The sequence below is a fragment of the Pseudoalteromonas sp. NC201 genome (assembly GCF_002850255.1).
GTDB lineage: Bacteria > Pseudomonadota > Gammaproteobacteria > Enterobacterales > Alteromonadaceae > Pseudoalteromonas.
Window position 1 is genome coordinate 3,480,817 of the sequence record NZ_CP022522.1, and the last position, 21,375, is coordinate 3,502,191.

Genomic DNA, 21,375 nt, shown 5'->3' on the forward strand with positions numbered 1-21,375 from the left:
TTTGCGCAGAATAAAAGCAATTGCGAGGAAAGACGTCCTCGCTATTAGTGTGAACTAGCTAAACTTTTGACATAAGTACTTTATTTCTTGGTATTCAAGCAATCCTTCCTGTGCTCCTTCTCGACCAAGACCTGAAAACTTCACACCACCAAAAGGCGCTACTGGATTGGATATGATCCCTTCATTAATCCCAACCATGCCATACTCAAGCGCATGACTTACTCGCCTTATTTGATTGCCATCATTCGAATAAAAATAAGCAGCAAGCCCTTCTGGCACAGAGTTTGCCATTCTTACCACTTCATCTTCACTCTCAAAATCAATAATGCTGACAATCGGTGCAAAAATTTCTTCATGGAAGATCCGCATGGTGCTATTTACACCCGTGATAACTACCGGTGCCATAAATTGGCCGCTTTGTTTATCACCTTGATAAGCGATGCTCGCACCTTTAGCTAACGCATCTTCTAACAGCTGCTGTGCTTTTTGTTTGGCTTCAAGTGAAATGAGTGGACCAATATCAATACCCTGCTCTAGACCATTTCCCAAGGTGAGCGTGCTAACCTGCTGAGTGAGTGTATTGAGTAGTTCTGCCGAGATACCTTTCGCGACAAACACACGATTTGCGGCCACACAAGTTTGTCCTGCATTTCTGAACTTCGCTGCCATCAAACCACTTACCGCTTGCTCAACATCAGCGCTGTCGAAAACAATAAATGGTGCATTACCACCAAGCTCCATTGACGTTCTTTTCACTGTGTCGGCACATTGCTTTAACAACGCACTCCCCACTTGTGTTGATCCCGTAAACGTGAGTTTTCGCACTTGTGGTGACTCAGTAAGGTGTGCTACTAACCCTTTAGAGTCGTTAGTCACTAACACCTGAAAAGCGCCAACTTCCATTCCAGCCTGAATAGCCAGCTTTGCAAGGGCGATGGCCGCAAGAGGAGTTTTCTCAGAGGGCTTTAAAATAAAACTACAGCCTGCAGCATAAGCTGGTGCTACTTTTCTGGTGATCATCGCCAGTGGAAAATTCCACGGTGTGATCCCAAGTACAACACCAACCCCTTGCCTGATTGTAGTTAGCTCATGTGATTGAGAATGACTGGGAATAACCTGACCATAGGCGCGCTTGGCTTCTTCGCTATACCATTCAATAAATCCTGCAGCATAATCCGCCTCGGCAAGTGCCTCCTTAAGCGGTTTGCCTTGTTCCTTAGTGACGATTTCAGCCAAGGCCTGGCGATGCTCTATTACCAATTCGTACCATTTTCTAAGTACTTGACTACGGGCATGTGCTGTCGTGCTAGCGAGTTTTTCGAAGGTTTCAGCCGCTGCTTGCAGCGCTTTATCGGCAGCCTGATTATCCGCCTCCGAAACCTGAGCAAGGTGCTCTCCAGTTGCAGGATTAACCACATCGACATGCGTTTTACTATGATGTGCTTGGCCATTGATAAGTGAAAATTCGGGGTTACTGATGAGTGACATAGCGTTCCTCCTAGAAAAGCAAAAAGCCGTAGTATCAGACTACGGCTTTATTAAATTTGTCAGTAACAACCTAGGTTGTTAGCAGCACTTAATGGTCTTCATTAACGATATTGAGATTGTACTTTGGAATTTCAACCACTAAGTCTTCATCACTAATTATCGCTTGGCAACCTAAACGCGACTCAGCTTCAAGACCCCATGCTTTATCTAGCATGTCATCTTCTAACTCATCGCTTTCTTCCAGCGAGTCAAAACCTTCACGAACAACGATATGGCACGTAGTACATGCACATGACTTTTCACAGGCATGTGGAATACTAATTCCGTTTTTCAACGCCACATCGAGTACAGTTTCACCCGTTTTCGCGTCGATTGCAGCACCTTCCGGACATAACTCTTCATGGGGTAAAAAGATAATTTGTGGCATATTACACCTCGTCTACCGACTGCCCTTGCAGTGCCTTTTTAATTGATTCATCCATACGGCGTGAAGCAAAATCACTACTCGCCTGATCGACTTCTTCGATCGCCTTTTTAATCTGCTCTGGATTGTCTGCACTTTCGCGAATTTGTGCAAGTTCAGTCATTGCACCACGCAGTGTATTGAGCTCATCTTCTGCCAACAGATGACCATCCGTTGCAAGCGATGCCTCTAACGCTTCTAACACACGCAGCGCTTCAACCTGCTGCTCTTTAAGCATACGAGCGCTCATGTCTTCTTTGGCATTGCTCATCGAATCTTTTAGCATTTGCGCTACTTGGTCATCGCTCAAACCAAACGACGGTTTTACCTGGATCTCAGCCTGCACGCCTGTCGACTTTTCTTCAGCCGAAACACTCAATAGACCATCAGCGTCAACTCTAAAAGTGACTCGAATATGCGCAGCGCCTGCCGCCATTGGTGGAATGCCTTTTAGACTAAATTTAGCTAAGCTACGACAATCATCAACGAGTTCACGCTCACCTTGCAATACATGCAATGACATAGCGGTTTGACCATCTTTAAAAGTGGTAAACTCTTGTGCACGTGCAACAGGAATAGTGGTATTGCGCGGAATGATTTTTTCAACCAATCCACCCATAGTTTCTAGGCCTAAAGACAATGGCAATACATCAAGCAGTAACATATCAGAGTCAGGCTTGTTACCCACTAAAATATCAGCTTGGATAGCAGCACCTAATGCCACCACACAGTCTGGATCGATTGATGTTAGCGGCTCTTTGGCAAAGAAACTCCCGACTTCTTCACGCACCACTGGCATACGAGTCGAACCACCGACCATCACAACCTGCAAGACTTCTTCTGCTGTGACACCGGCGTCTTTTAACGCGCGGCGACAAGAGCGTAAAGTCTTTTTAACTAAAGGCATTGCCATTTCAGCAAATGCTTGACGCGTGATCGTAACAACCAACTTTTGCTCGCGAACTGGTAGCTCTACGTTTACCGTTTCATAGCTTGAAAGCGCTTCTTTACAGGCTCTTGCCTTATTGATAAACAAGCGTAGCTCTTTTGGGTTTAAATCAAATAGCTGCGTTTGCTGTTTGAAGAAATCGACCAACAGTGAATCAAAGTCATCACCACCAAGGCTAGAATCACCACCGGTTGATAATACCTCAAACACTCCTTGGTTTAAGCGTAAGATAGAAATATCAAACGTACCACCACCAAGGTCATAAACCGCGATCACGCCTTCTTGACCGGAGTCTAGGCCGTAAGCTACCGCAGCTGCAGTCGGCTCATTGAGAAGTCTTAATACTTTTAGACCAGCAAGCTCGGCTGCGTCTTTTGTACTTTGCCTTTGTGCATCATCAAAATATGCAGGTACAGTGATCACCGCGCCCATTACATCCTCACCAGCAAAGCTATCAATAGCACGTTGGTGTAATGTTTTTAAAATTTCAGCGGAGGCTTGCACTGGGCTTACAGCGCCAGCTACGGTTTCAATAGCAAGCGAACCGTTATTATCGACAAAATTATAAGGCAACTGACCATAGCTTTGTTCTATTTCAGATTGCGTTTTACCTAAAAAACGTTTTACAGAAATAAGCGTATTAGTCGGGTCTTCAGCAGAAGCAGCTTGGGCTTGTTCACCAACAATAACCTCTGAGTCGGTGTACCTTACTACCGACGGCAGCATAGGTTTACCCATAAAATCGCTAAGAGTCTTCGTTTCGCCACTTTGTACTGTTGCCACAAGAGAGTTCGTGGTACCTAAGTCAATACCAATCGCTAATTTATGCTCATGAGGTGCCGCGCTCTGCCCCGGCTCAGCAATTTGCAATAATGCCATAATGCTCTTTTCACTTTAACGTTTGTTGATGTTATACATCATCAATCGAATAATTCATCTTCGATACGTGCTAATTCGTCGCGTAACTTGTAGACAAACTTTAGCTTACGAATATTGTCTGCTGCGGCTTCTAATGTGCTCACGTCATCGCTTTGAAGCTGCTCGGCAAGGGAGGCGCTAAACTCTGTATCTAACGCTTTAATCTGTGTTTCGAACTCTGCAATCGCGCCGTCAGGATCCGCCGCATCAGGTAATTCTTCTAATGCTTCGCGCAGCTCCATCTGTTGCATTAAAAACATCGGATCTTGCAACGTTTGTTGCTCTGCACGTATGTCTACACCCTTTTCGCTTAGCATATACTCGGCGCGTTTAACTGGGTGTTTAAGTACCGCTAGCGCGTCATTGATCTCTGCGGTTTTCTGTACCGCGAGCAACTTCTCACGCTCACTTTTACCAGCAAATCTATCTGGGTGAACTGCACGCTGTAGCTCTAAATAACCTTGATTTAGTTTGTTTAAATCAACGTGATAATCAACAGGTAAATCAAATAATTCAAAATAACGCATACGCACCTAATACAGCAAAGCCCCACCAAGGCAGGGCTTTAAGCTATTCACTGTTGCAAACTATACGGTGAAGCTTTCGCCACAGCCACATTCGTCTTTCTGATTTGGGTTATTGAATTTAAACCCTTCATTCAGACCTTCTTTTGTGTAATCAAGCTCTGTGCCGTCGATATAAACTAAACTTTTTGCATCAACGATGATTTTGACATCTTTGTCTTCAAATACTTCATCGCCTTCATCTAAATCGTCGACAAATTCGAGAACATAAGCAAGACCTGAACAGCCCGTGGTTTTAATACCAACGCGCAGCCCTATGCCTTTTCCACGGTTACTCAAAAAGGCTAATACGCGATTAGCGGCTGCATCTGTTAACGTCACTGCCATAATAGTCTCTTACTTCGCTTGTTTACTCTTATAATCTGCAATCGCAGCTTGAATCGCATCTTCTGCCAAAATTGAGCAGTGGATTTTCACTGGTGGCAACTCAAGCTCAGCGCTGATATCAGTGTTTTTGATAGTGGAAGCTTCTTCTAACGATTTACCTTTCACCCACTCAGTCACAAGGGATGATGATGCAATCGCGCTACCACAACCATATGTCTTGAATTTCGCATCTTCGATGATGCCTTCTTTTGACACTTTAATTTGTAGTTTCATTACGTCGCCACATGCAGGTGCCCCCACCATGCCCGTTGCTACGCTTGGATCGTTCTTGTCTAAAGAACCTACGTTACGTGGATTCTCAACGTGGTCGATAACTTTATCACTGTAAGCCATAACTATTTCCTCACTACCTGCTTGCGGCTGGATAGTATCCAGCCAGCGGCTAAAACTTGCTTAATGGTGTGCCCATTCAACGCTATCTAAGTCGATGCCATCTTGGTGCATTTCCCAAAGCGGTGACATCTCACGTAAGCGACCAATAGAATTCTTAAGAAGATTGACGGTGTAATCGATCTCTTCTTCTGTCGTAAAACGACCAATACTGAAACGGATTGAGCTGTGTGCTAATTCGTCATTACGACCTAGAGCACGCAGTACATAAGATGGCTCTAAGCTCGCCGATGTACATGCAGAACCTGAAGAAACCGCAATGTCTTTAACTGCCATTAGTAGACTTTCACCTTCAACAAAGTTGAAGCTGATGTTTACAATGCCAGGTACTGATTGGTCGATAGCACCATTAAAATAAACTTCGTCCATATCCATTAGGCCGTCCAATAGACGCTGACGAAGCGCACTGATGTGTGCATGGTCTTTTTCAAAGTCTTGCTTAGCAATTCTAAATGCTGTGCCCATACCCACGATTTGATGAGTAGCAAGAGTACCAGAACGCATACCGCGCTCATGACCACCACCGTGCATTTGTGCTTCTAAACGCGCACGTGGCTTACGGCGTACGTACAACGCACCGATACCCTTCGGGCCATAAACTTTGTGGCCCGAAAATGACATAAAGTCTACTTTCAATGTTTGTAGGTCGATTAGTACCTTGCCAGCACTTTGCGCCGCATCAACATGGAACATGATCTTGCGCTCACGACACATCTCACCGATAGTCGCGATATCTTGAATAACACCTAGCTCGTTATTAACGTGCATTACGCTCACTAAAACAGTGTCTTCACGCATGGTTGCTTCAAGCTTTTTCAAGTCAAGTAAGCCGTTGTCTTCAACATCCATATACGTCACTTCAAAGCCTTGACGCTCAAGCTCACGGCAGGTGTCTAGTACTGCTTTGTGCTCTGTACGAACGGTGATGATGTGTTTACCTTTCTTTTTATAGAACTGCGCAGCACCTTTGATTGCAAGGTTGTTTGACTCAGTTGCACCAGATGTGAAAACGATTTCACGCGGATCAGCGTTGATTAAATCAGCGATATCATTACGCGCCTGATCAACCAGTTCTTCTGCTTGCCAACCGAAACGGTGTGAACGAGAAGCTGGATTACCAAAGTTACCATCCATTGTCAGGCACTGCATCATCTCGTCTGCAACACGCTGATCAACCGGAGCGGTTGCTGCATAATCTAGATATATCGGTAATTTCATTTATCTCTCCGCTTGACGTCAACCTAGAGTTGACAGCTCACTTGAATATTGTCTAATTGCTCGATAACACGTTTAACGTGCTTATCTTGCCGCGTTGCTACGGATTGAACATCCGCGTCGGCGACTAACTCGGCTAGGGAAATACTGTTTAAAAATTCTTCAATTCGCACACTTAAATCAGACCACAATGAATGAGTTAGACAGCGCATACCGCTTTGGCAGCCGCCGCCTTCGCCGTGACAACGTGTTGCGTCAACGGACTCGTCAACAGCATTGATCACATCACCAACGGAAATTGTGTGTGCATCACGGCCTAATAAGTAGCCGCCGCCTGGACCACGTACAGAGCTAACTAAGCCATGTTTACGTAGACGGGCAAATAATTGTTCAAGGTAAGATAGCGAAATCTCTTGTCGTTCAGAGATATCGGCTAGTGGAACAGGGCCAATACTTGCGTGTAACGCAACATCTAACATTGCTGTCACGGCGTATCTGCCTTTTGATGTCAGTTTCATGCATAACCCCCGCTAATTTACCAAGCTGCAAATTTTAATTACTTGACTAAGATAGTCAAGTATTAACCAAGCATAATAACGGCTTTAAATCTGCAACCCTCGTATGCCTACCCGAAATACCTGAGTAATTTAATCAGGTATTATGGATATTGTAATTACCTGAGTATTTTAGTCAAGTATTAGTGATGAAGATTTATGCAAGATTTCACAAAAGGAATGGTTGATATTTAGACAGTAGAAATATAACAGTATTGGCGCGCTGAATTGGCCAATACTGTTATCGTGTTTGGTTTACTTGTTAGTAGATTTATCTATCGAACTTAGGATCCCACGTAGAATATTAAGTTCTTGATCTTCCGGTCTAGCACGGTTGAACAAACGCTTTAGCTTAGTCATTACCATGCCCGGATGCTGTTTGATGATAAAGCCGGTGTCATTCAGGGTATTTTCAAGATGCTCGTAGAATAACTCCATCTGCTTTGATGATGGGTAAATCGTTTCATCCACTTCTTCTGGCTGCTTTTGTTGCGTGTCTAAGTATGTCATACGCGTTTCGTAGGCCAACGTTTGCACTGCCATCGCAAGATTAAGCGAGCTATACTCAGGATTAGCCGGAATACATACGTGATAGTTGCACAACTGCAGCTCTTCGTTCGACAAGCCACTGTTTTCTCGACCAAATACCAATGCAACTGGGCCATTCACCGATTCAGCAACCAATTTTTGTGCACACTCACGCGGGTCTACCATTGGCCACGACAAAGTGCGTGAGCGCGCACTCGTGCCAATAGTTAAAGCGCAATCAGCAATCGCCTCTTGAAGTGTATCGACTTTAGTCGCTGCACCCAACACGTCGGTTGCGCCAGCCGCCAATGCACTTGCATGGCTGTCCACTTCACATGCAAGGTCAACTAAGTAAAGCTTAGATAACCCCATCGTCTTCATCGCTCTCGCAACAGAGCCAATATTGCCAGAGTGTGAGGTGTTCACTAATACAATTCGAATATCTTCTAAAGCCATTTACACGAGTCTCAAACAAAAATAATGGCGCAGTGTAGCATATCTAATTTGCGTTTTTCCAAGCTCCACAACCAGAAATTAAAAATCTTTATGTAGCAACGAAGTACAAAAAACAACCAGAGAAATTCACAATTGGTTATTTACTTTAGAGAAAAAACCGCTAGAATACGCCGGCTCAAAATGATCCTGTTCTTTTACAACCTAAAGGTAATGCTATGCATCCAATGTTGAACATTGCGGTACGCGCTGCGCGTAACGCAGGTAAGATTATCCTACGTGCAAGTGAAGATTTATCGCGCGTTGAAGCTACTCAAAAAGGCACAAATGATTTAGTAACTAACATCGATAAAGATGCGGAATCAATCGTTCGTGACACAATTTTAAAATCTTACCCTGATCACGCTATTGTTGGTGAAGAATTTGGTCATCACGAAGGCAAAGATGCAGACTACCTTTGGGTTATCGATCCTCTAGACGGTACAACTAACTTCGTTAAAGGTATCCCTCATTATGCTGTTTCTATCGCGCTAAGAGTTAAAGGTCGCGTAGAGCAAGCTGTTGTATACGATCCAATCCGCGACGAATTATTTACTGCTTCTCGTGGCCAAGGCGCACAGCTAAACAACAAACGTATTCGTGTATCTAAGTCTATTGAATTACAAGGTACTGTGCTTGCAACAGGTTTCCCTTTCAAGCAAAAGCACCACATGGATGCCTACCTAGAAGCGTTCAAAGCATTATTCATTCATACAGCTGATATCCGCCGTGCGGGCTCTGCAGCTTTAGACATGGCATATGTTGCTGCAGGTCGTATGGATGGCTTCTTTGAAATTGGCCTTAAGCCTTGGGATACAGCAGCCGGTGAGCTGTTGGTAAAAGAAGCAGGCGGTATGGTCACTGATTTTGCAGGCGGTGCTAACTTTAACCGTAGCGGCAACATCATCTGTGGCGCGCCTAAGCTTTGCCAAGCGATTGTAAAAGAAATTCGTCCAGTATTAACTGAGTCATTGCTAAAATAATAACTCTGGCTTAGACAAAAGAGCCAAGTATTACCTTAGGCTAGTAAATAAAGAAAGAGCTACTATTTCATTATGGTGGCTCTTTTTGTTTCCACCTCCTTTCGTAAAACTTACGACGAGCCAGCCTGTCACTACCACAAAAATGGCTCTTTTCTTCTTATATCCGAATCGCTAAATGCTGTTGCCAGCAGTACATAAGCACCATATGCTAGAGCTTCACCATTTAAGCAAGGAAAAGTGATGGTAAAACTCATTATTTTTGTATTTACGGTATTCACCCCAATCGCACTTTCGCAACCAACAATTAATAATGCGCTACCCTTTCCTGATAAAAAACAACGAGCAGAGATTGCCACACAGCTATTTTCTGGAATAGAAAGCATCGATGCTATAACAATAGCACTGCGCAATAAAACCAGACGTGTAGACTGGAAAACCTACAAAGCCATAGCAAGTAAACGTATCGTAAACTCAAATAATTGGGATACCCTATACCGTGCCCTAGACAACCTACACTATGGAATTTTAAATCGTCACTCCTATTTGATAGTTGATGAAAAGGCACGCCAACAAGTCACGAACTTCCCTAAGTGGCCGAAGCTCGAAATAGGCTATACATGGCCTCAAATTAGCTTTTTCTCTACCAAAAACCAAAAGTCAATCAGACTTATAAACGAGCGTAGCATAGAAGATTTGTTTGAAGAGTTTTTCAACTTTTATTGTAATGACGTACACAAATCAGGTTGCCTGCGGCTGTTCTCCAGCTACATGAAATCGGGCTACTTCTTCTCTGGTGGCCTAGATAAACTCGTCGTTAGTTACACAGATAACAGTTCAGATGTTTTTGTAAAACTGGGGCAACAAAAAAACAAGCAACAAGCTTCTTCTAAATGTTCAGAAATGTATTTACCGCTTGGCTTAAATTTGCTCTACGATGGCAGTCAGTCATGCCTATATGAAAGCAACGGTACCTTTGTGCTTAAAATATTCTACTTTGGTAAATGGGGTTCTCACAGCAATGATATCTATTGTGACGAAGCTAAAGAACCAGGTATGTGCTTCGATATCAACGAAATAAAGCAAATTACACATCGCTCGCCGGCTAAGCCCCTAATCGTAGATATCCAGAATAATAAAGGTGGTTCAGAAAATACGCCTTGGATCGCCGCTTTGACCCGAAATGGATTCAGAGACAATTTGGTCCAGTATCGAAATACACCGCTTTTGGCAAATAAAGAGATACGGGATAGCGCGTTTTACCAAAGTAAAAAAGCCGAACGTTGGTATCAAAATATTGTCGCTGACATCACCAGTCGTGACGACTTTCTGCCTCCTCGGCCTGACTTTTGCCGCGGCTCTGCCCAGTGCGACATTCGCATGATTGACTCGTCTTCTACATCTATAAAGTACGAATCCTTAAAACTCGTAGTCAATGCTGGATGCGTTAGCTCTTGTGATGATTTTATTTGGCGAACACGCCAGTATGCAAATGCGAAAACCTTTGGACAATTGCCGGCTACCGACGGCGCCTATGCCAGATTAACTGGTTACTTATTTATCACTCAAACAGGGAAGATAATTAATGTTATCACTGGTGAAGGCGAGCACCCAGCAGGTGATAATGGAACTTTATTACTGACTTATCAGCTCCCTATTTCTAAAACAGTGAGCTTTGACGGAGAAATGTTGGAAGGAAATGCTAGCGTACTTGACAACTTATTGCCTGTCAGCAAACTGAACTATGTTAATTTGGAATTAGATAACTTGGTAAATACCTTGCGTGATTAAAGCATCCGATTAGCTAACTAGAAATACAATGAAGCCGCTATAGCCAAGATAGCGGCTTCACTGGTTTAGGAGCGTTCAGACCTACTTAATTTCCACACGGGCTGAGCGCATCACGATTTCATCGTTTAGCTCAATACCAAGCCCCGGCTCTTCTGACACTCTAAAGATACCGTTCTTAGGCTGTGGATCTTGCAAGCATAGCTCTCTGTTCCACTTTTTGATTGCGTAAGTATGGTGCTCATGGATCAGGAAATTTGGGATCGCGGTTTCCAAGTGTAATGAAGCTGCGGTTGCTACCGGGCCGCCACAGACATGCGCCTGAATACGGATATCAAAGATATCGGCGTAATCACATACCTTCTTAGTTTCCGTAAAGCCACCACATAGGCCAATATCTGGCTGCAGTACATCAATACTTTGATCTTCAAAATAAGGGCGAACACCCCAGCGATTATATAAACGTTCCCCACCAGCGATTGGCACAGAGGTCTTGTTGGCTACCTTTGCATGTAAAGAGTGGTTAAGATAATTCACAGGCTCTTCATAATACATACAATCAAATTCTTCAGCGATGTCTGCAATTTGAATGGCTGATGTCGCGCCTGGTAAGCTGTGGCATTCAAAAATAATGTCGACTTCATCACCTACCGCTTCACGTATTGCTTTCATTCTTGCACGGTATAATTTCATTTCCGCGCGCGAGATAAGCTTAGTTCTATCGTAATAGGTGTTGCCATCTTTATCGTACTGAATTGGGTCAACTTTAACCGCATCGTACCCTTCTGCAATGGCTTTGTGAGCCGCTTCAGCATATTCGTGTGGTTGAACTAGTGCTTTAAACTCGCTATCCCAATCAAACTGTAATTGTGAGGCATAGGTGCGAAGCTCAGGGTTCACTTTACCACCAAGCAACTGATAAACAGGTAGGTTTAAGGCTTTACCTTTAATATCCCAAAGCGCGGTATCTATTGCTGACATCGCCGCATATACCACAGGTCCGCCACCTAAACCCCAAAAGCTTTCTCTCAGCATACGCGACCAAAGCAGCTCGGTTTGAAAAGGGTCATGACCAATTAAAAAAGCTTCAGCCATTTCTTTGATCATACTGGCCGCAGCGCTGTGGCCGAGGTCGTATGCAAGCCCAGCTTCACCAACCCCTGAAATGCCTTCATCGGTGTGAATACGAACAAAAACGGGTGTCCAAGCAGGTCTATCTGGACAATGAATATCGAAAACTTCGACACGATTAACTTTCATGTTGACTCCTATTGAGCAAAGCTTGGGTCTAGGCGGTAAGCTTTACGAAGCATTGCGGGCCATGCTAATTGACCACCGGTGCTACCGCTATGCACGACATTCGCTTGGTTATATATGTTATCAATAATGGGTTGTGGTACAGGTACGGCTTGTTGTCCCGTTGCTTGAATCGCAACTTGAATCTCGCATGCACGCTGTAAGTCATAAAAACGCATAAAGGCATCGCCTACCGTTGGTCCAACAGTTAAACCACCATGGTTCACCAGCAGCATATGATTGGTTGTACCTAAGTCATCTTGCAAGCGCTTTTTTTCATCCATATTCACTGCTAAGCCTTCATAGCCGTGATACGACAGTGATGGTAAGGAGAACATACTATGCTGACTCAAAGGCAATAAACCACATTCTACACTTGCGACTGCGATCGTCTCTTTGGTATGGAGGTGGATAACGCAATGCGCATCTTCTCGCACCTCATGGATCGCACTGTGAATAGTAAAGCCCGCCGGATTAATCTCAAATGGCGTATCATCAAGAATATTCCCTTCAAGATCGACCTTCACCAAATTAGAAGCGGTGACTTCATCAAAGGTCAGGCCAAAGGCGTTTACTAAATAATGATCCGTACCCGGCAAACGCGCCGACATATGCGTATAAATTAGATCTCCCCAACGAAAGTGCTCAACCAGTCGATAGCAAGCGGCAAGGTCAACACGCAGCTGCCATTCTTCTGCGCTTACTTTGTCTTTTAAATTTAACTGAGGTAATTCGAACATGGGGATCCCTTATTGACTCCACATTTGGATGTATAGAAGTCTAAATTAGCTTAATTATATCTTCAACTAAAAACCACCGCGAACGGTGGTTTTTTATCATCTTTGATATCTAACTTTGGTGTTATTCAACTTTAGATAGATACTCTGCAATCGCATCGATTTCAGCGTCAGTGACATTAGCAACCATCGCTTTCATTGCTGCTGTCATACCGTTATTACGTTTACCTGATTTGATATCTTTCATTTGCGCCGCTAAATACTCTTTGCTTTGACCATTTACCTTCGGATACAGAGGCATGATCGGTGCTTTACCTTCTGCACCATGACAGGTTTGGCACATCTTTGCTGTATACAATGCTTTACCATCTGCAGCCATTGAACTTGCTGAACCTAGTGCGCAAATTGCCACCGTAGTCCCTACTAGTAGTTTTTTCATCTTGCTCATATCATTACTCTTTTTATTGACGGTTAACGTTGTAAGTCAGTGTAGACTAAAGTTTGACCTAAAGCCTAATCACTACCACATCAAATCATCTGGGACTTCAAAGTCAGCGTAAGGATCATCCTCATCACCTTGCTGATTGTCCTCAACATGGAAAACGATATACTTCTCGTCTACCTCTGCAATCTTTCTAGCAGGTTCATCTTGTAGCACGTAGAACTGCTCTTCTAATACACAAATCGCTAAACGCCCCTTTGATAGCGCTTTTTGTGTTTCGGAATTAACTTCTAACTCCTTCACCTTATTTTGATATGTGAAGTTAAAGGTCACATTACCGCGGATCTCATCTTGGTTATGGTGTTCTAAGATCTGCTTCACGCGAGCAATTTGCTCTTTATCTTTTAGCGTTTCTTGCTTCGCTTTATTTAGCTCTTCGGCACGCTTTTGCTGCTCAAGCTTTGTCTGCTCAATATGTTTTTGAAGGTCTGTTTGGTCGCTCGTTGCGCCTTTTTTCTTTTTCTTCTGCTGTTTACGCTTTTGTGTTTTTGCAACTTTCGCTTTGTGCTCAGTTGTTAGACCTGCTTTTAGCAACTGATCTTGCAGTGAACCCATCATGCAACTCCGTAAAATAGACTTTTCACTATTTTAACTCAGCAATTTAGATTGACCAGAGAGGAATCGGTCAATCTAATGTAAAACTACCAAAATTATTGTTGCGCATCGTGATTTAGCGCAAAAAATTGTCATCTAGTTTGCTTTAATTTAAGCTAACTCATCGAAATTAAAAGCCTTATTGCTTAATGCCCGTCATTCATCTATTGCTTTGCTCTGTGACCATTTTTTTTGTGCTTTACGCGCCGCAGCCGCTGCTGGCCGAGTTTGCAGAGCAATTTAATGTATCGGCGTCAGATGCGGGCATGCTGATGTCAGCAACTATGCTACCTCTGGCTATCGCGCCAATCTGCTACGGGTTATTGCTGGCAAAGTCCAATCCGCTGCGCATTTTAAAATGGACCATGCTGCTCTTGGCACTCAGCAGTTTAGCATTTGCTTCAATGACTTCGTTTTCAGGGCTCTTGTTTACTCGGTTAATTCAAGGGTTATTATTACCTGCTGCACTCACTGCGATGACGGGTTATATCGGCCAACAGTTTAGTGGCTCACAGTTGAAAAGAAACATGAGCTTGTACATCGGAAGTACCATAGCCGGAGGTTATTTTGGCCGTACACTTGCGGCCAACTTTACTGTCTGGTTTGAGTGGCAAAGTTTCTATTACCTAAACGCATTGTTATTGATTGTGCTGGCATTTAGCATTCGAGCCAGCAAGAACAAACCACCAATAATTCACGCGACAAGGATCAGAGACTACCTGGCACCACTCAAGCAATCGCGCCTAGTGAGATTATACAGCTCTGTATTTTGTATGTTTTTCTGCTTCGCGGGGCTACTCAACTTTTTACCTTTTATACTCAAGTACGACTTTAATTTAACTGATCCAAGTAAAGTGGGCTGGGTCTATACAGGCTATTTAGTTGGTGCTTTAGGGTCTATCGTTACACCTTGGCTACAAAGTAAATTTCATTCTACCTGGCGATTTTTAGCTGTGATGTTCTTCATCTATGCTACAACCATTGCGCTATTACCCGTGGCGTCTGTGTTCTTTTTTGTGGTCTTATTTACGCTATTCTGCGCCTGTATGTTTGTGATCCATTCAACCGCAGCGCCTTTAGCAAACAGTATTAGTCAGGCACCTGCAACCGTCACCAATGGCGCTTATGTTTCATTTTATTATTCCGGAGGCGTGCTGGGATCTTATCTTCCGGGTTTGATTTATGAGCAAGCTGGTATCACTTGGTTTTGTGCGTCGCTTTTTACCGTCTGTACAGTCGGCTTAGCTCTGAGTTTGAGAAACACAGTCAACCCAGTGAGGTGAGTGCCCAGTGACTTGCCAAAAGCGCTTTAAATCTTCGAGCGTTAACACCCAAGTTTTAGTATTCACTAGGGGGTGGCACTGCCATAAGTGCGCAGATTGCAGTTCACTATCAAGCCATAATTCGACTTGTTGCTCACAGTCGTTATGCAGTGTGAGTGCTGATACACAGCCTTGTTCCACTCCTAAATACTTCGCTAGTCTGTCCGTCGATGCAAAACCTAAACGTGACACCCCTTGAGATTTAGACAGCGCTTTTAGGTCGACTTGCTTATCTGCAGGAATAATAAAAAGAAAGTGTCGCTTTCCATAGTTATCTCGGAGGAAGAGATTTTTCAGTCGCGTCCCTTTTCTCTCTAACTCCAAGTTGTCAGCATCTAGACAAGTATGTAACGGTGGATGCTCATAATTGAAATAGTTGATATCTAGCTGAGCGAGCCGCTCTGCAAGTGCACTTGGATTGTTTCTGATCACAAACACTTACCTCGTAACTGAACGCTACGCTGCCGCCAGTATACATCGGTAATTTTATGACCTGCGTTACAGTAGTCCGCCTCAATCAAAGCCGGTTTTAATAAGGCGACGGCTTGCTCTTCTAACTTGAGTTTTAGAGAGGGGGAATCTTCAATACGTTCAAACTCGGCAAAACGTTTTAACTCTCTTCTTGATATTGGCTTACTTGAATCCAGCTCCATTCGAGGTGTTGCTTGTACCGTTACAATGAAAGCAAATTCTTTATCACCAGTTGGCGAAAGACGCTTATGAAGAGATTGTTTTTCGATAATAAGTTCAGGCTCATCAGACTGTGATGCACAACTCGCTAGCAGCCCAATAATGAGAATAGAAAAGATATGACGCAGAACCATAATTCGCTTAATTCGTTTTATTTTCAGTTCAGTGTAACAAAGACTATAAAAAAATAGCGAAATTTTTTGTCTGGGGTTGACGGGAATATAAAAAATGATTAAATTTCGCTTCGTCCACTGACGGAATGTGGGGCTATAGCTCAGCTGGGAGAGCGCCTGCCTTGCACGCAGGAGGTCAGCAGTTCGATCCTGCTTAGCTCCACCACTTTCCGCTCTTCTTACTTCTTACTTCTTACAAAACTCCCCCCCTAAATCGAAAAGAAAAAAGCCCAAGTCTTTCGACCCGAGCTTTGCAGTTACTTATGTCATTCTGTGTATACCACTGAGTATGATTTTTCTATCTACTCAAGCAGCATCTGTTCATTACTCTCTGATTTGGCCTTCACCATTTACTAAAAACTTTTCGGTTGTTAGCGACTCTAAGCCCATTGGTCCGTAAGCGTGCAATTTGGTGGTAGCAATACCAATCTCGGCACCTAAACCTAACGCTGAACCATCACTAAAGCGTGAAGAGGCGTTAACCATCACGACGGAAGCATCTACACCGCGTTGGAACAAATCAGCAGCTGCTTTGTCTTCCGTACAGATAACTTCGGTATGGTGACTACCAAAGCGATCAATATGTGCAAGCGCTGCATTAAAATCAGCAACCTGACGAACCGCTATTTCAAGGCTCAAGTATTCTTCGCCAAACTCGTCATCACTCAATTCAACTGCATTATCAAAATAAGCTACGGTTTGCTTACACGCATTAATTTTCACACCCCTTTCTGCTAGTGCTGCAGCAGCTTTCGGTAAAAAAGTCGGAGCGATATCTTGATGAACGATTAACCCTTCAAGTGCATTACATACACCAGTACGCTGCGTTTTACCGTTTAACAGAAGCGCCATTGCTTTATCGAGATCGGCCGCTTTATCTATATACAAGTGACACACGCCCTTAAAATGCTGGATCACTGGCACCGTACTATTCTCAGTAACGAAATTGATTAGACCCTCACCGCCACGTGGGATGATAAGGTCGATATATTCTTTTTGCTGCATCAGCTCCATTAGCAACGCGCGGTCTGGATCCGGAATAACAGAAACCAATGCGGCAGGTAGATTATGTTTTTCGAGCGCCTGATGCATCGCTTTTGCGATCTCTAAAGAACTTGATAACGCTTCTTTACCACCACGCAAAATAACACCATTACCTGATTTAAAACATAGTGCACCGGCGTCAGCGGTGACATTGGGGCGCGCCTCATAAATCATGCAGACAACACCAAGTGGCACTCGCATTTTACTGATTTTAATGCCATTTGGTCTTACACCCATGTCTCTACGTGCACCCACTGGATCGTCCAGTTGAATGATAGTCTCGATACCTTCAGCCATACTTTCAATCCGCGCTTGGTTAAGCGTTAATCTATCTATCATGGCGTCGCTAAGCTGGTTATCACGAGCAGCAGCCAAGTCAGCTTCATTGGCTTTAATAATGGCATCGCTATTATCACGGATCCCTTTTGCCATATCTGCTAACACCGCATTTTTTTGCTCTGTAGATAATAATGCTAACTGTTTCGCTGCTTTTGCAGCCTGTGATGAAATATCTGTGATTAAACTCATGTCTTATGACTTCTCCAATAATGCAATATCTTGTTCTGAAATAACGGGTCCGATACTATCTTGAATTCTTTCGCTGATCGGATTCTCTTCATGTTCAGTTAAAAAGTTTAATAGGCAGCTACTGTAATTGGTGGTTGCTTTGGCTAAGCGCTTACCATCTTTGCTCCTCACGAGCACGGTATCTCCAACAGAAAACTCACCTTTTACTTCAGTGATTTCATCGCCACTTAACTGACCCACCACTTGATTTTCGCCTGAGCCATAATCGCTATCAACGACCAGCTCACCTTGCTCTGATGCCGTGTGAGTCATCCAATGCACCGCTTCTTGCATCGGTTTATCATAGGCTGTAAATACCGTGCCTGGATTTTTTCCCGCCAACAATAATTCAAAGGTTGTTTCTTCGAAGCCGTTAACAATATAGGTATCTATACCGTGAGACGTCGCCTTTTCAGCAGCTTCAATTTTGGTCTTCATACCACCGGTACCAACCTTACTCGTTGGACAACCTGCCATATCGTAGATTTCTTCAGTGATCTCTGTCACCTCAGAGATCAGCTCTGCATCAGCATGTAAATTAGGATTTTTGTTATATAAACCACTGACATCGGAGCAAATAATTAGCCCATCTGCATCTGCAGCCCCCGCTACCATTGCAGACAAATTATCGTTATCACCCACCTTCAGATCGTCTGTGGTCACGGTGTCATTTTCATTGATAATAGGCAGTATTCCATGATCGAGTAAAGTGAATATTGTTTCACGAATACTGGTATATCTTTCCCTGTCACGCAGGTCGCCGTGAGTCAGCAATATCTGCGCCGACGGGAAGTCAAAGAAACGGTCCCACGTAGCCATCATCTCAGTTTGGCCAGCTGCCGCCATCGCTTTTTTCACCGCAATGCTCGGCTGCTCTGAATTAGGAAATAAGTGCGACCCTGCTGCGACTGAACCTGAAGAGACGAGGATCACCTCGATACCTCGGGCTCGACAACGCACGATGAATTGCGCGATGCTGAGTAAATAGCGGGATCGACACCCATCTTGCTCTGGCGCGATCAACGCACTCCCGATCTTGATTACTATACGTTTTGACTGTTTCATCGACATAAATTCCTGCATTAAATTAACCACCCACTCACGAGTTGGTACTCCAAATATCTCCTATTAGAAGACAACAGAAAGCGCAATGCATCGACCAAAAAGTCGGCAAATAGATAAAACAAACAGACGTGCGGCGGCGAAGACCTTAGTCCCATCATGTCGCCACACATGCTAAACCCAGACACAGCAACAATCGTTAACTGGCTGACATTTCACTAATAGAAGATTGATTGTGACATCAAGTACTTAACCTTTGATGTCGAGCCGTTTCCAACAGGGCCACCATGGTTTGGTGCGGCCGGAAAGGCTATACCGCAATGAATAATTGCGTAATGAGTAGATTGTGAATGACGGCGCGATTTACTCCACGCCTTGAACGTTTATTACCTTAACGTAAGCAAGGGTAAGATTGCAACCCTATCCCATGTTAATTATTTATGACCACCATAAATCAATTTTATAATACCTTATTTTCAGTAATTTATTCACTTTACCCTCATTCGCGCTGTGTTATAACTGGATGCTAGCTATACTGATAAAAATGTTGGGATAATCCAACCGGGGAGAATCTATGTCAGCAATCTACATTGCAGGTATTGCAGTATGTTCTGTAATAGCACAATGGCTTGCTTGGGCCTTTAAGGTTCCAGCAATTTTGTTTTTACTTCTTATAGGTCTTGCTTTGGGGCCATTTAGTGGCACGCTGGACCCAGATGCCTTACTCGGGGATTTACTCTTTCCCGTCGTCTCACTTTCCGTTGCTGTAATCCTCTTTGAAGGTTCACTAACCCTGCATTTTAAAGAACTCAAAGGAATTGGTAAGGTTGTACGGAATCTTTGTTCTATCGGGATGTTGGCAACCTTTGCGGTGATAGCAACGACCGCAATTTTTGTGCTGGAGCTTAACTGGCAAGTTGCCGCTGTTTTGGGCGCAGTACTTGTCGTGACTGGTCCAACAGTTATTGCCCCGATGCTGAACGCCATGCGCCCAGACAAAGACATAGACCGTATTTTACGTTGGGAAGGTATAGTCATAGACCCAATTGGTGCACTCTTTGCGGTACTCGTATTTGAAGCCGTCTCTTTAGTTGGTGGCGAAGGTATCTTCAGTCATACCCTGTGGGCGCTCGTATCAACACTTGGTGTGGGGATAAGTATTGGCGTCGCATCAGGTTACCTTACCACTTACCTAATAAGAAAAGAGTGGCTTCCTTTCGAGCTTCACAAGTTCGCCATTTTAGCGCTAGTGTTGTTTAGCTTTACGCTATCGAATCATCTGAGCCATGAGTCGGGTTTACTAGCCGTGACTATCTTTGGTATTTGGCTCGCTAACCAAGATGACTTGGAAATAGACTCAGTGTTAGAATTTAAAGAAGATCTCTCAATGATCCTGATTTCGAGCTTATTTATCTTACTCGCGGCACGACTCAAGTTAGAAGATTTAATGCTGTTAGACACTGACGTCTTTATCTTTCTAGCTGTAGTATTATTTATTGCTCGACCACTGTCGATATTCTTATCGACGTTCAATACAGACTTACCGATAAAGTCTCGTATTCTGTTAAGTTGGATAGCTCCTCGAGGTATTGTTGCTGCAGCGGTAGGCTCAGTTTTTGCGTTGAGTATGACCAAATCACAGATAGCAGATGCGGATAAAATGGTGCCGCTTATCTTCACCGTCATCATTGTCACCGTGGTACTACAAAGCCTAACGGCAACGCCTTTCGCACGTCTTTTAGGAGTGCGTCAACCAAAGCCCAATACCTTACTTATCATTGGAGCAAACCATGTAGCTAGAGCAGTAGCTAAAGGCTTAAAAGACCAAAATATTGATGTTTATCTCTCCGATCCCGCATGGGAAAACTGCAAGATGGCGAGAATGGACGGATTGCCTTGTTACTATGGTAACCCACAGTCGGAACATGCAGAGCGTTACCTCCCGTTGACCAGCTTAAAGTCAGTGCTAGCGCTTTCACCTAACCGTCATCACAACGCTTTGGGTGTACAATACTTTTCTCATTTACTTGGTGATCAATGTGTTTATTCGCTCAAATCATCCACTAACCACGCCAAGTCGAACAAAGATAGCGCCACTTTCCTTTCTCGCCAAATCTTGTTTGGCGACGAAGGTAATTACGCCAAGCTAAGTAGCATGATGGCAAAGGGCGGCAAAGTGAGCGTAACGCGGATCTCAGAAGAATTTAAATGGGAACAGTATAAAGAGGTTAACAGTGAAGCAATCCCGCTGTTTGTACTCACAGAGCAGAACAAAGATGAGGAACCCATCTTGATCCGCCCATTTACCTCTGACATGAAAAAGCTTCCAGAAGAAGGCGACCGCATATTGGCGTTGCAACCGCCTAAGTTAACGGTGCTTAAAGATCCAAATGTGAATAAAGAAAGCCAAATTGGTGCAAAGCTTAGCAGCCAGCAAATTACTTAACCTGAGATTTGGATAAGAAATAAGCTAACTTTACGAGCTTTATTTAGAAACAAGCAAAGCGGCGTCACTTACGCCGCTTTTACTTTGCACTCAAAACCTGCTGAAGTAATATCTATTGATCCAACGGAGTTAACCTGAGCCTCAGGTAATACAACCTGAACTCGGGATAAGAAGTAAGTTAATCCACTAAAATCAAAAGCGTAGTG

General features: G+C 43.8%; 21 protein-coding genes and 1 tRNA gene. 5 read left to right on the forward strand and 17 right to left on the reverse strand.

Going from position 1 to position 21,375, the window contains the following annotated elements; genetic code table 11:
• Positions 1–54: 54 nt before the first annotated feature.
• The 9 genes from PNC201_RS15245 to trmJ all read right to left on the reverse strand — a co-directional run bounded on the left by PNC201_RS15245 (position 55) and on the right by trmJ (position 7,932).
• Positions 55–1,488 (reverse strand): NAD-dependent succinate-semialdehyde dehydrogenase, encoded by a 1,434-nt coding sequence (locus tag PNC201_RS15245; protein ID WP_102057533.1) that lies wholly within the window; start codon positions 1,486–1,488, stop codon positions 55–57.
• An 88-nt stretch (positions 1,489–1,576) separates the two neighbouring features.
• Positions 1,577–1,915, reverse strand: a complete 339-nt coding sequence (fdx, locus tag PNC201_RS15250) for an ISC system 2Fe-2S type ferredoxin (protein ID WP_102057534.1) — start codon at positions 1,913–1,915, stop codon at positions 1,577–1,579.
• Between the two features lies 1 nt (position 1,916).
• On the reverse strand, positions 1,917–3,779 hold the full coding sequence (gene hscA / locus PNC201_RS15255) for a Fe-S protein assembly chaperone HscA (RefSeq protein WP_102057535.1): 1,863 nt from the start codon (positions 3,777–3,779) through the stop codon (positions 1,917–1,919).
• A gap of 41 nt (positions 3,780–3,820) precedes the next feature.
• A complete protein-coding gene (gene hscB / locus PNC201_RS15260) occupies positions 3,821–4,345 on the reverse strand; it encodes a co-chaperone HscB (protein WP_102057536.1) in 525 nt (174 codons plus the stop codon).
• 60 nt (positions 4,346–4,405) lie between these two features.
• Entirely contained in the window at positions 4,406–4,729 is a 324-nt protein-coding gene (iscA, locus tag PNC201_RS15265) for an iron-sulfur cluster assembly protein IscA (RefSeq protein ID WP_010378967.1), read from the reverse strand.
• A 9-nt stretch (positions 4,730–4,738) separates the two neighbouring features.
• Complete coding sequence (iscU, locus tag PNC201_RS15270; RefSeq protein WP_010607219.1) at positions 4,739–5,122, reverse strand: Fe-S cluster assembly scaffold IscU; 384 nt, start codon at positions 5,120–5,122, stop codon at positions 4,739–4,741.
• Positions 5,123–5,182: 60 nt separating this feature from the next.
• On the reverse strand, positions 5,183–6,397 hold the full coding sequence (locus PNC201_RS15275; RefSeq protein ID WP_010378962.1) for an IscS subfamily cysteine desulfurase: 1,215 nt from the start codon (positions 6,395–6,397) through the stop codon (positions 5,183–5,185).
• 23 nt (positions 6,398–6,420) lie between these two features.
• Complete coding sequence (iscR, locus tag PNC201_RS15280) at positions 6,421–6,912, reverse strand: Fe-S cluster assembly transcriptional regulator IscR (RefSeq protein ID WP_010378960.1); 492 nt, start codon at positions 6,910–6,912, stop codon at positions 6,421–6,423.
• Between the two features lie 291 nt (positions 6,913–7,203).
• Positions 7,204–7,932 (reverse strand): tRNA (cytosine(32)/uridine(32)-2'-O)-methyltransferase TrmJ, encoded by a 729-nt coding sequence (gene trmJ, locus PNC201_RS15285; protein ID WP_102057537.1) that lies wholly within the window; start codon positions 7,930–7,932, stop codon positions 7,204–7,206.
• 215 nt (positions 7,933–8,147) lie between these two features.
• On the opposite strand from trmJ, the gene suhB reads away from it, so the two are divergent.
• Together suhB and PNC201_RS15295 are read left to right on the forward strand one after the other, a co-directional pair.
• On the forward strand, positions 8,148–8,951 hold the full coding sequence (gene suhB, locus PNC201_RS15290; RefSeq protein ID WP_010607217.1) for an inositol-1-monophosphatase: 804 nt from the start codon (positions 8,148–8,150) through the stop codon (positions 8,949–8,951).
• Between the two features lie 240 nt (positions 8,952–9,191).
• Positions 9,192–10,739 carry a hypothetical protein gene (locus PNC201_RS15295; protein WP_102057538.1) on the forward strand — a complete coding sequence of 516 codons (1,548 nt, stop codon included), beginning with the start codon at positions 9,192–9,194 and terminating at the stop codon, positions 10,737–10,739.
• Between the two features lie 81 nt (positions 10,740–10,820).
• Here PNC201_RS15295 and PNC201_RS15300 read toward each other — a convergent pair whose 3' ends face one another.
• The 4 genes from PNC201_RS15300 to PNC201_RS15315 form a co-directional block, all read right to left on the reverse strand.
• On the reverse strand, positions 10,821–11,996 hold the full coding sequence (locus PNC201_RS15300; RefSeq protein ID WP_039493039.1) for a mandelate racemase/muconate lactonizing enzyme family protein: 1,176 nt from the start codon (positions 11,994–11,996) through the stop codon (positions 10,821–10,823).
• Between the two features lie 8 nt (positions 11,997–12,004).
• A complete protein-coding gene (locus PNC201_RS15305; RefSeq protein ID WP_102057539.1) occupies positions 12,005–12,772 on the reverse strand; it encodes a class II aldolase/adducin family protein in 768 nt (255 codons plus the stop codon).
• A 121-nt stretch (positions 12,773–12,893) separates the two neighbouring features.
• Positions 12,894–13,217: a c-type cytochrome gene (locus PNC201_RS15310; RefSeq protein ID WP_010607213.1), complete on the reverse strand. Its 324-nt coding sequence runs from the start codon at positions 13,215–13,217 to the stop codon at positions 12,894–12,896.
• Between the two features lie 72 nt (positions 13,218–13,289).
• A complete protein-coding gene (locus PNC201_RS15315) occupies positions 13,290–13,826 on the reverse strand; it encodes a DUF2058 domain-containing protein (RefSeq protein ID WP_010378951.1) in 537 nt (178 codons plus the stop codon).
• Between the two features lie 188 nt (positions 13,827–14,014).
• Here PNC201_RS15315 and PNC201_RS15320 point away from each other — a divergent pair, with 188 nt between their 5' ends.
• A complete protein-coding gene (locus tag PNC201_RS15320; protein ID WP_102057540.1) occupies positions 14,015–15,148 on the forward strand; it encodes an MFS transporter in 1,134 nt (377 codons plus the stop codon).
• Here the strand turns inward: PNC201_RS15320 and PNC201_RS15325 are convergent.
• Complete coding sequence (locus PNC201_RS15325) at positions 15,107–15,619, reverse strand: prolyl-tRNA synthetase associated domain-containing protein (RefSeq protein ID WP_102057541.1); 513 nt, start codon at positions 15,617–15,619, stop codon at positions 15,107–15,109. The two genes, PNC201_RS15320 and PNC201_RS15325, sit on opposite strands and share 42 nt — an antisense overlap.
• Positions 15,616–16,011, reverse strand: coding sequence for a hypothetical protein (locus tag PNC201_RS15330; protein ID WP_102057542.1), 396 nt, complete (start codon positions 16,009–16,011; stop codon positions 15,616–15,618). Before PNC201_RS15330 ends, PNC201_RS15325 begins: the two co-directional genes overlap by 4 nt.
• 129 nt (positions 16,012–16,140) lie before the next feature.
• Between PNC201_RS15330 and PNC201_RS15335 the strand changes: the two genes are divergently transcribed.
• A tRNA-Ala gene (locus PNC201_RS15335) sits at positions 16,141–16,216 on the forward strand.
• 158 nt (positions 16,217–16,374) lie between these two features.
• On the opposite strand, the gene PNC201_RS15340 is transcribed toward PNC201_RS15335, so the two are convergent.
• The gene (locus PNC201_RS15340; protein WP_102057543.1) at positions 16,375–17,622 is read right to left on the reverse strand and encodes a glutamate-5-semialdehyde dehydrogenase; all 1,248 of its coding nucleotides are present in this window, start codon (positions 17,620–17,622) and stop codon (positions 16,375–16,377) included.
• A gap of 3 nt (positions 17,623–17,625) precedes the next feature.
• Positions 17,626–18,732, reverse strand: a complete 1,107-nt coding sequence (gene proB / locus PNC201_RS15345; RefSeq protein ID WP_026001031.1) for a glutamate 5-kinase — start codon at positions 18,730–18,732, stop codon at positions 17,626–17,628.
• Positions 18,733–19,297: 565 nt separating this feature from the next.
• Between proB and PNC201_RS15350 the strand changes: the two genes are divergently transcribed.
• A complete protein-coding gene (locus PNC201_RS15350) occupies positions 19,298–21,169 on the forward strand; it encodes a cation:proton antiporter (protein WP_102057544.1) in 1,872 nt (623 codons plus the stop codon).
• Positions 21,170–21,375: the final 206 nt, after the last annotated feature.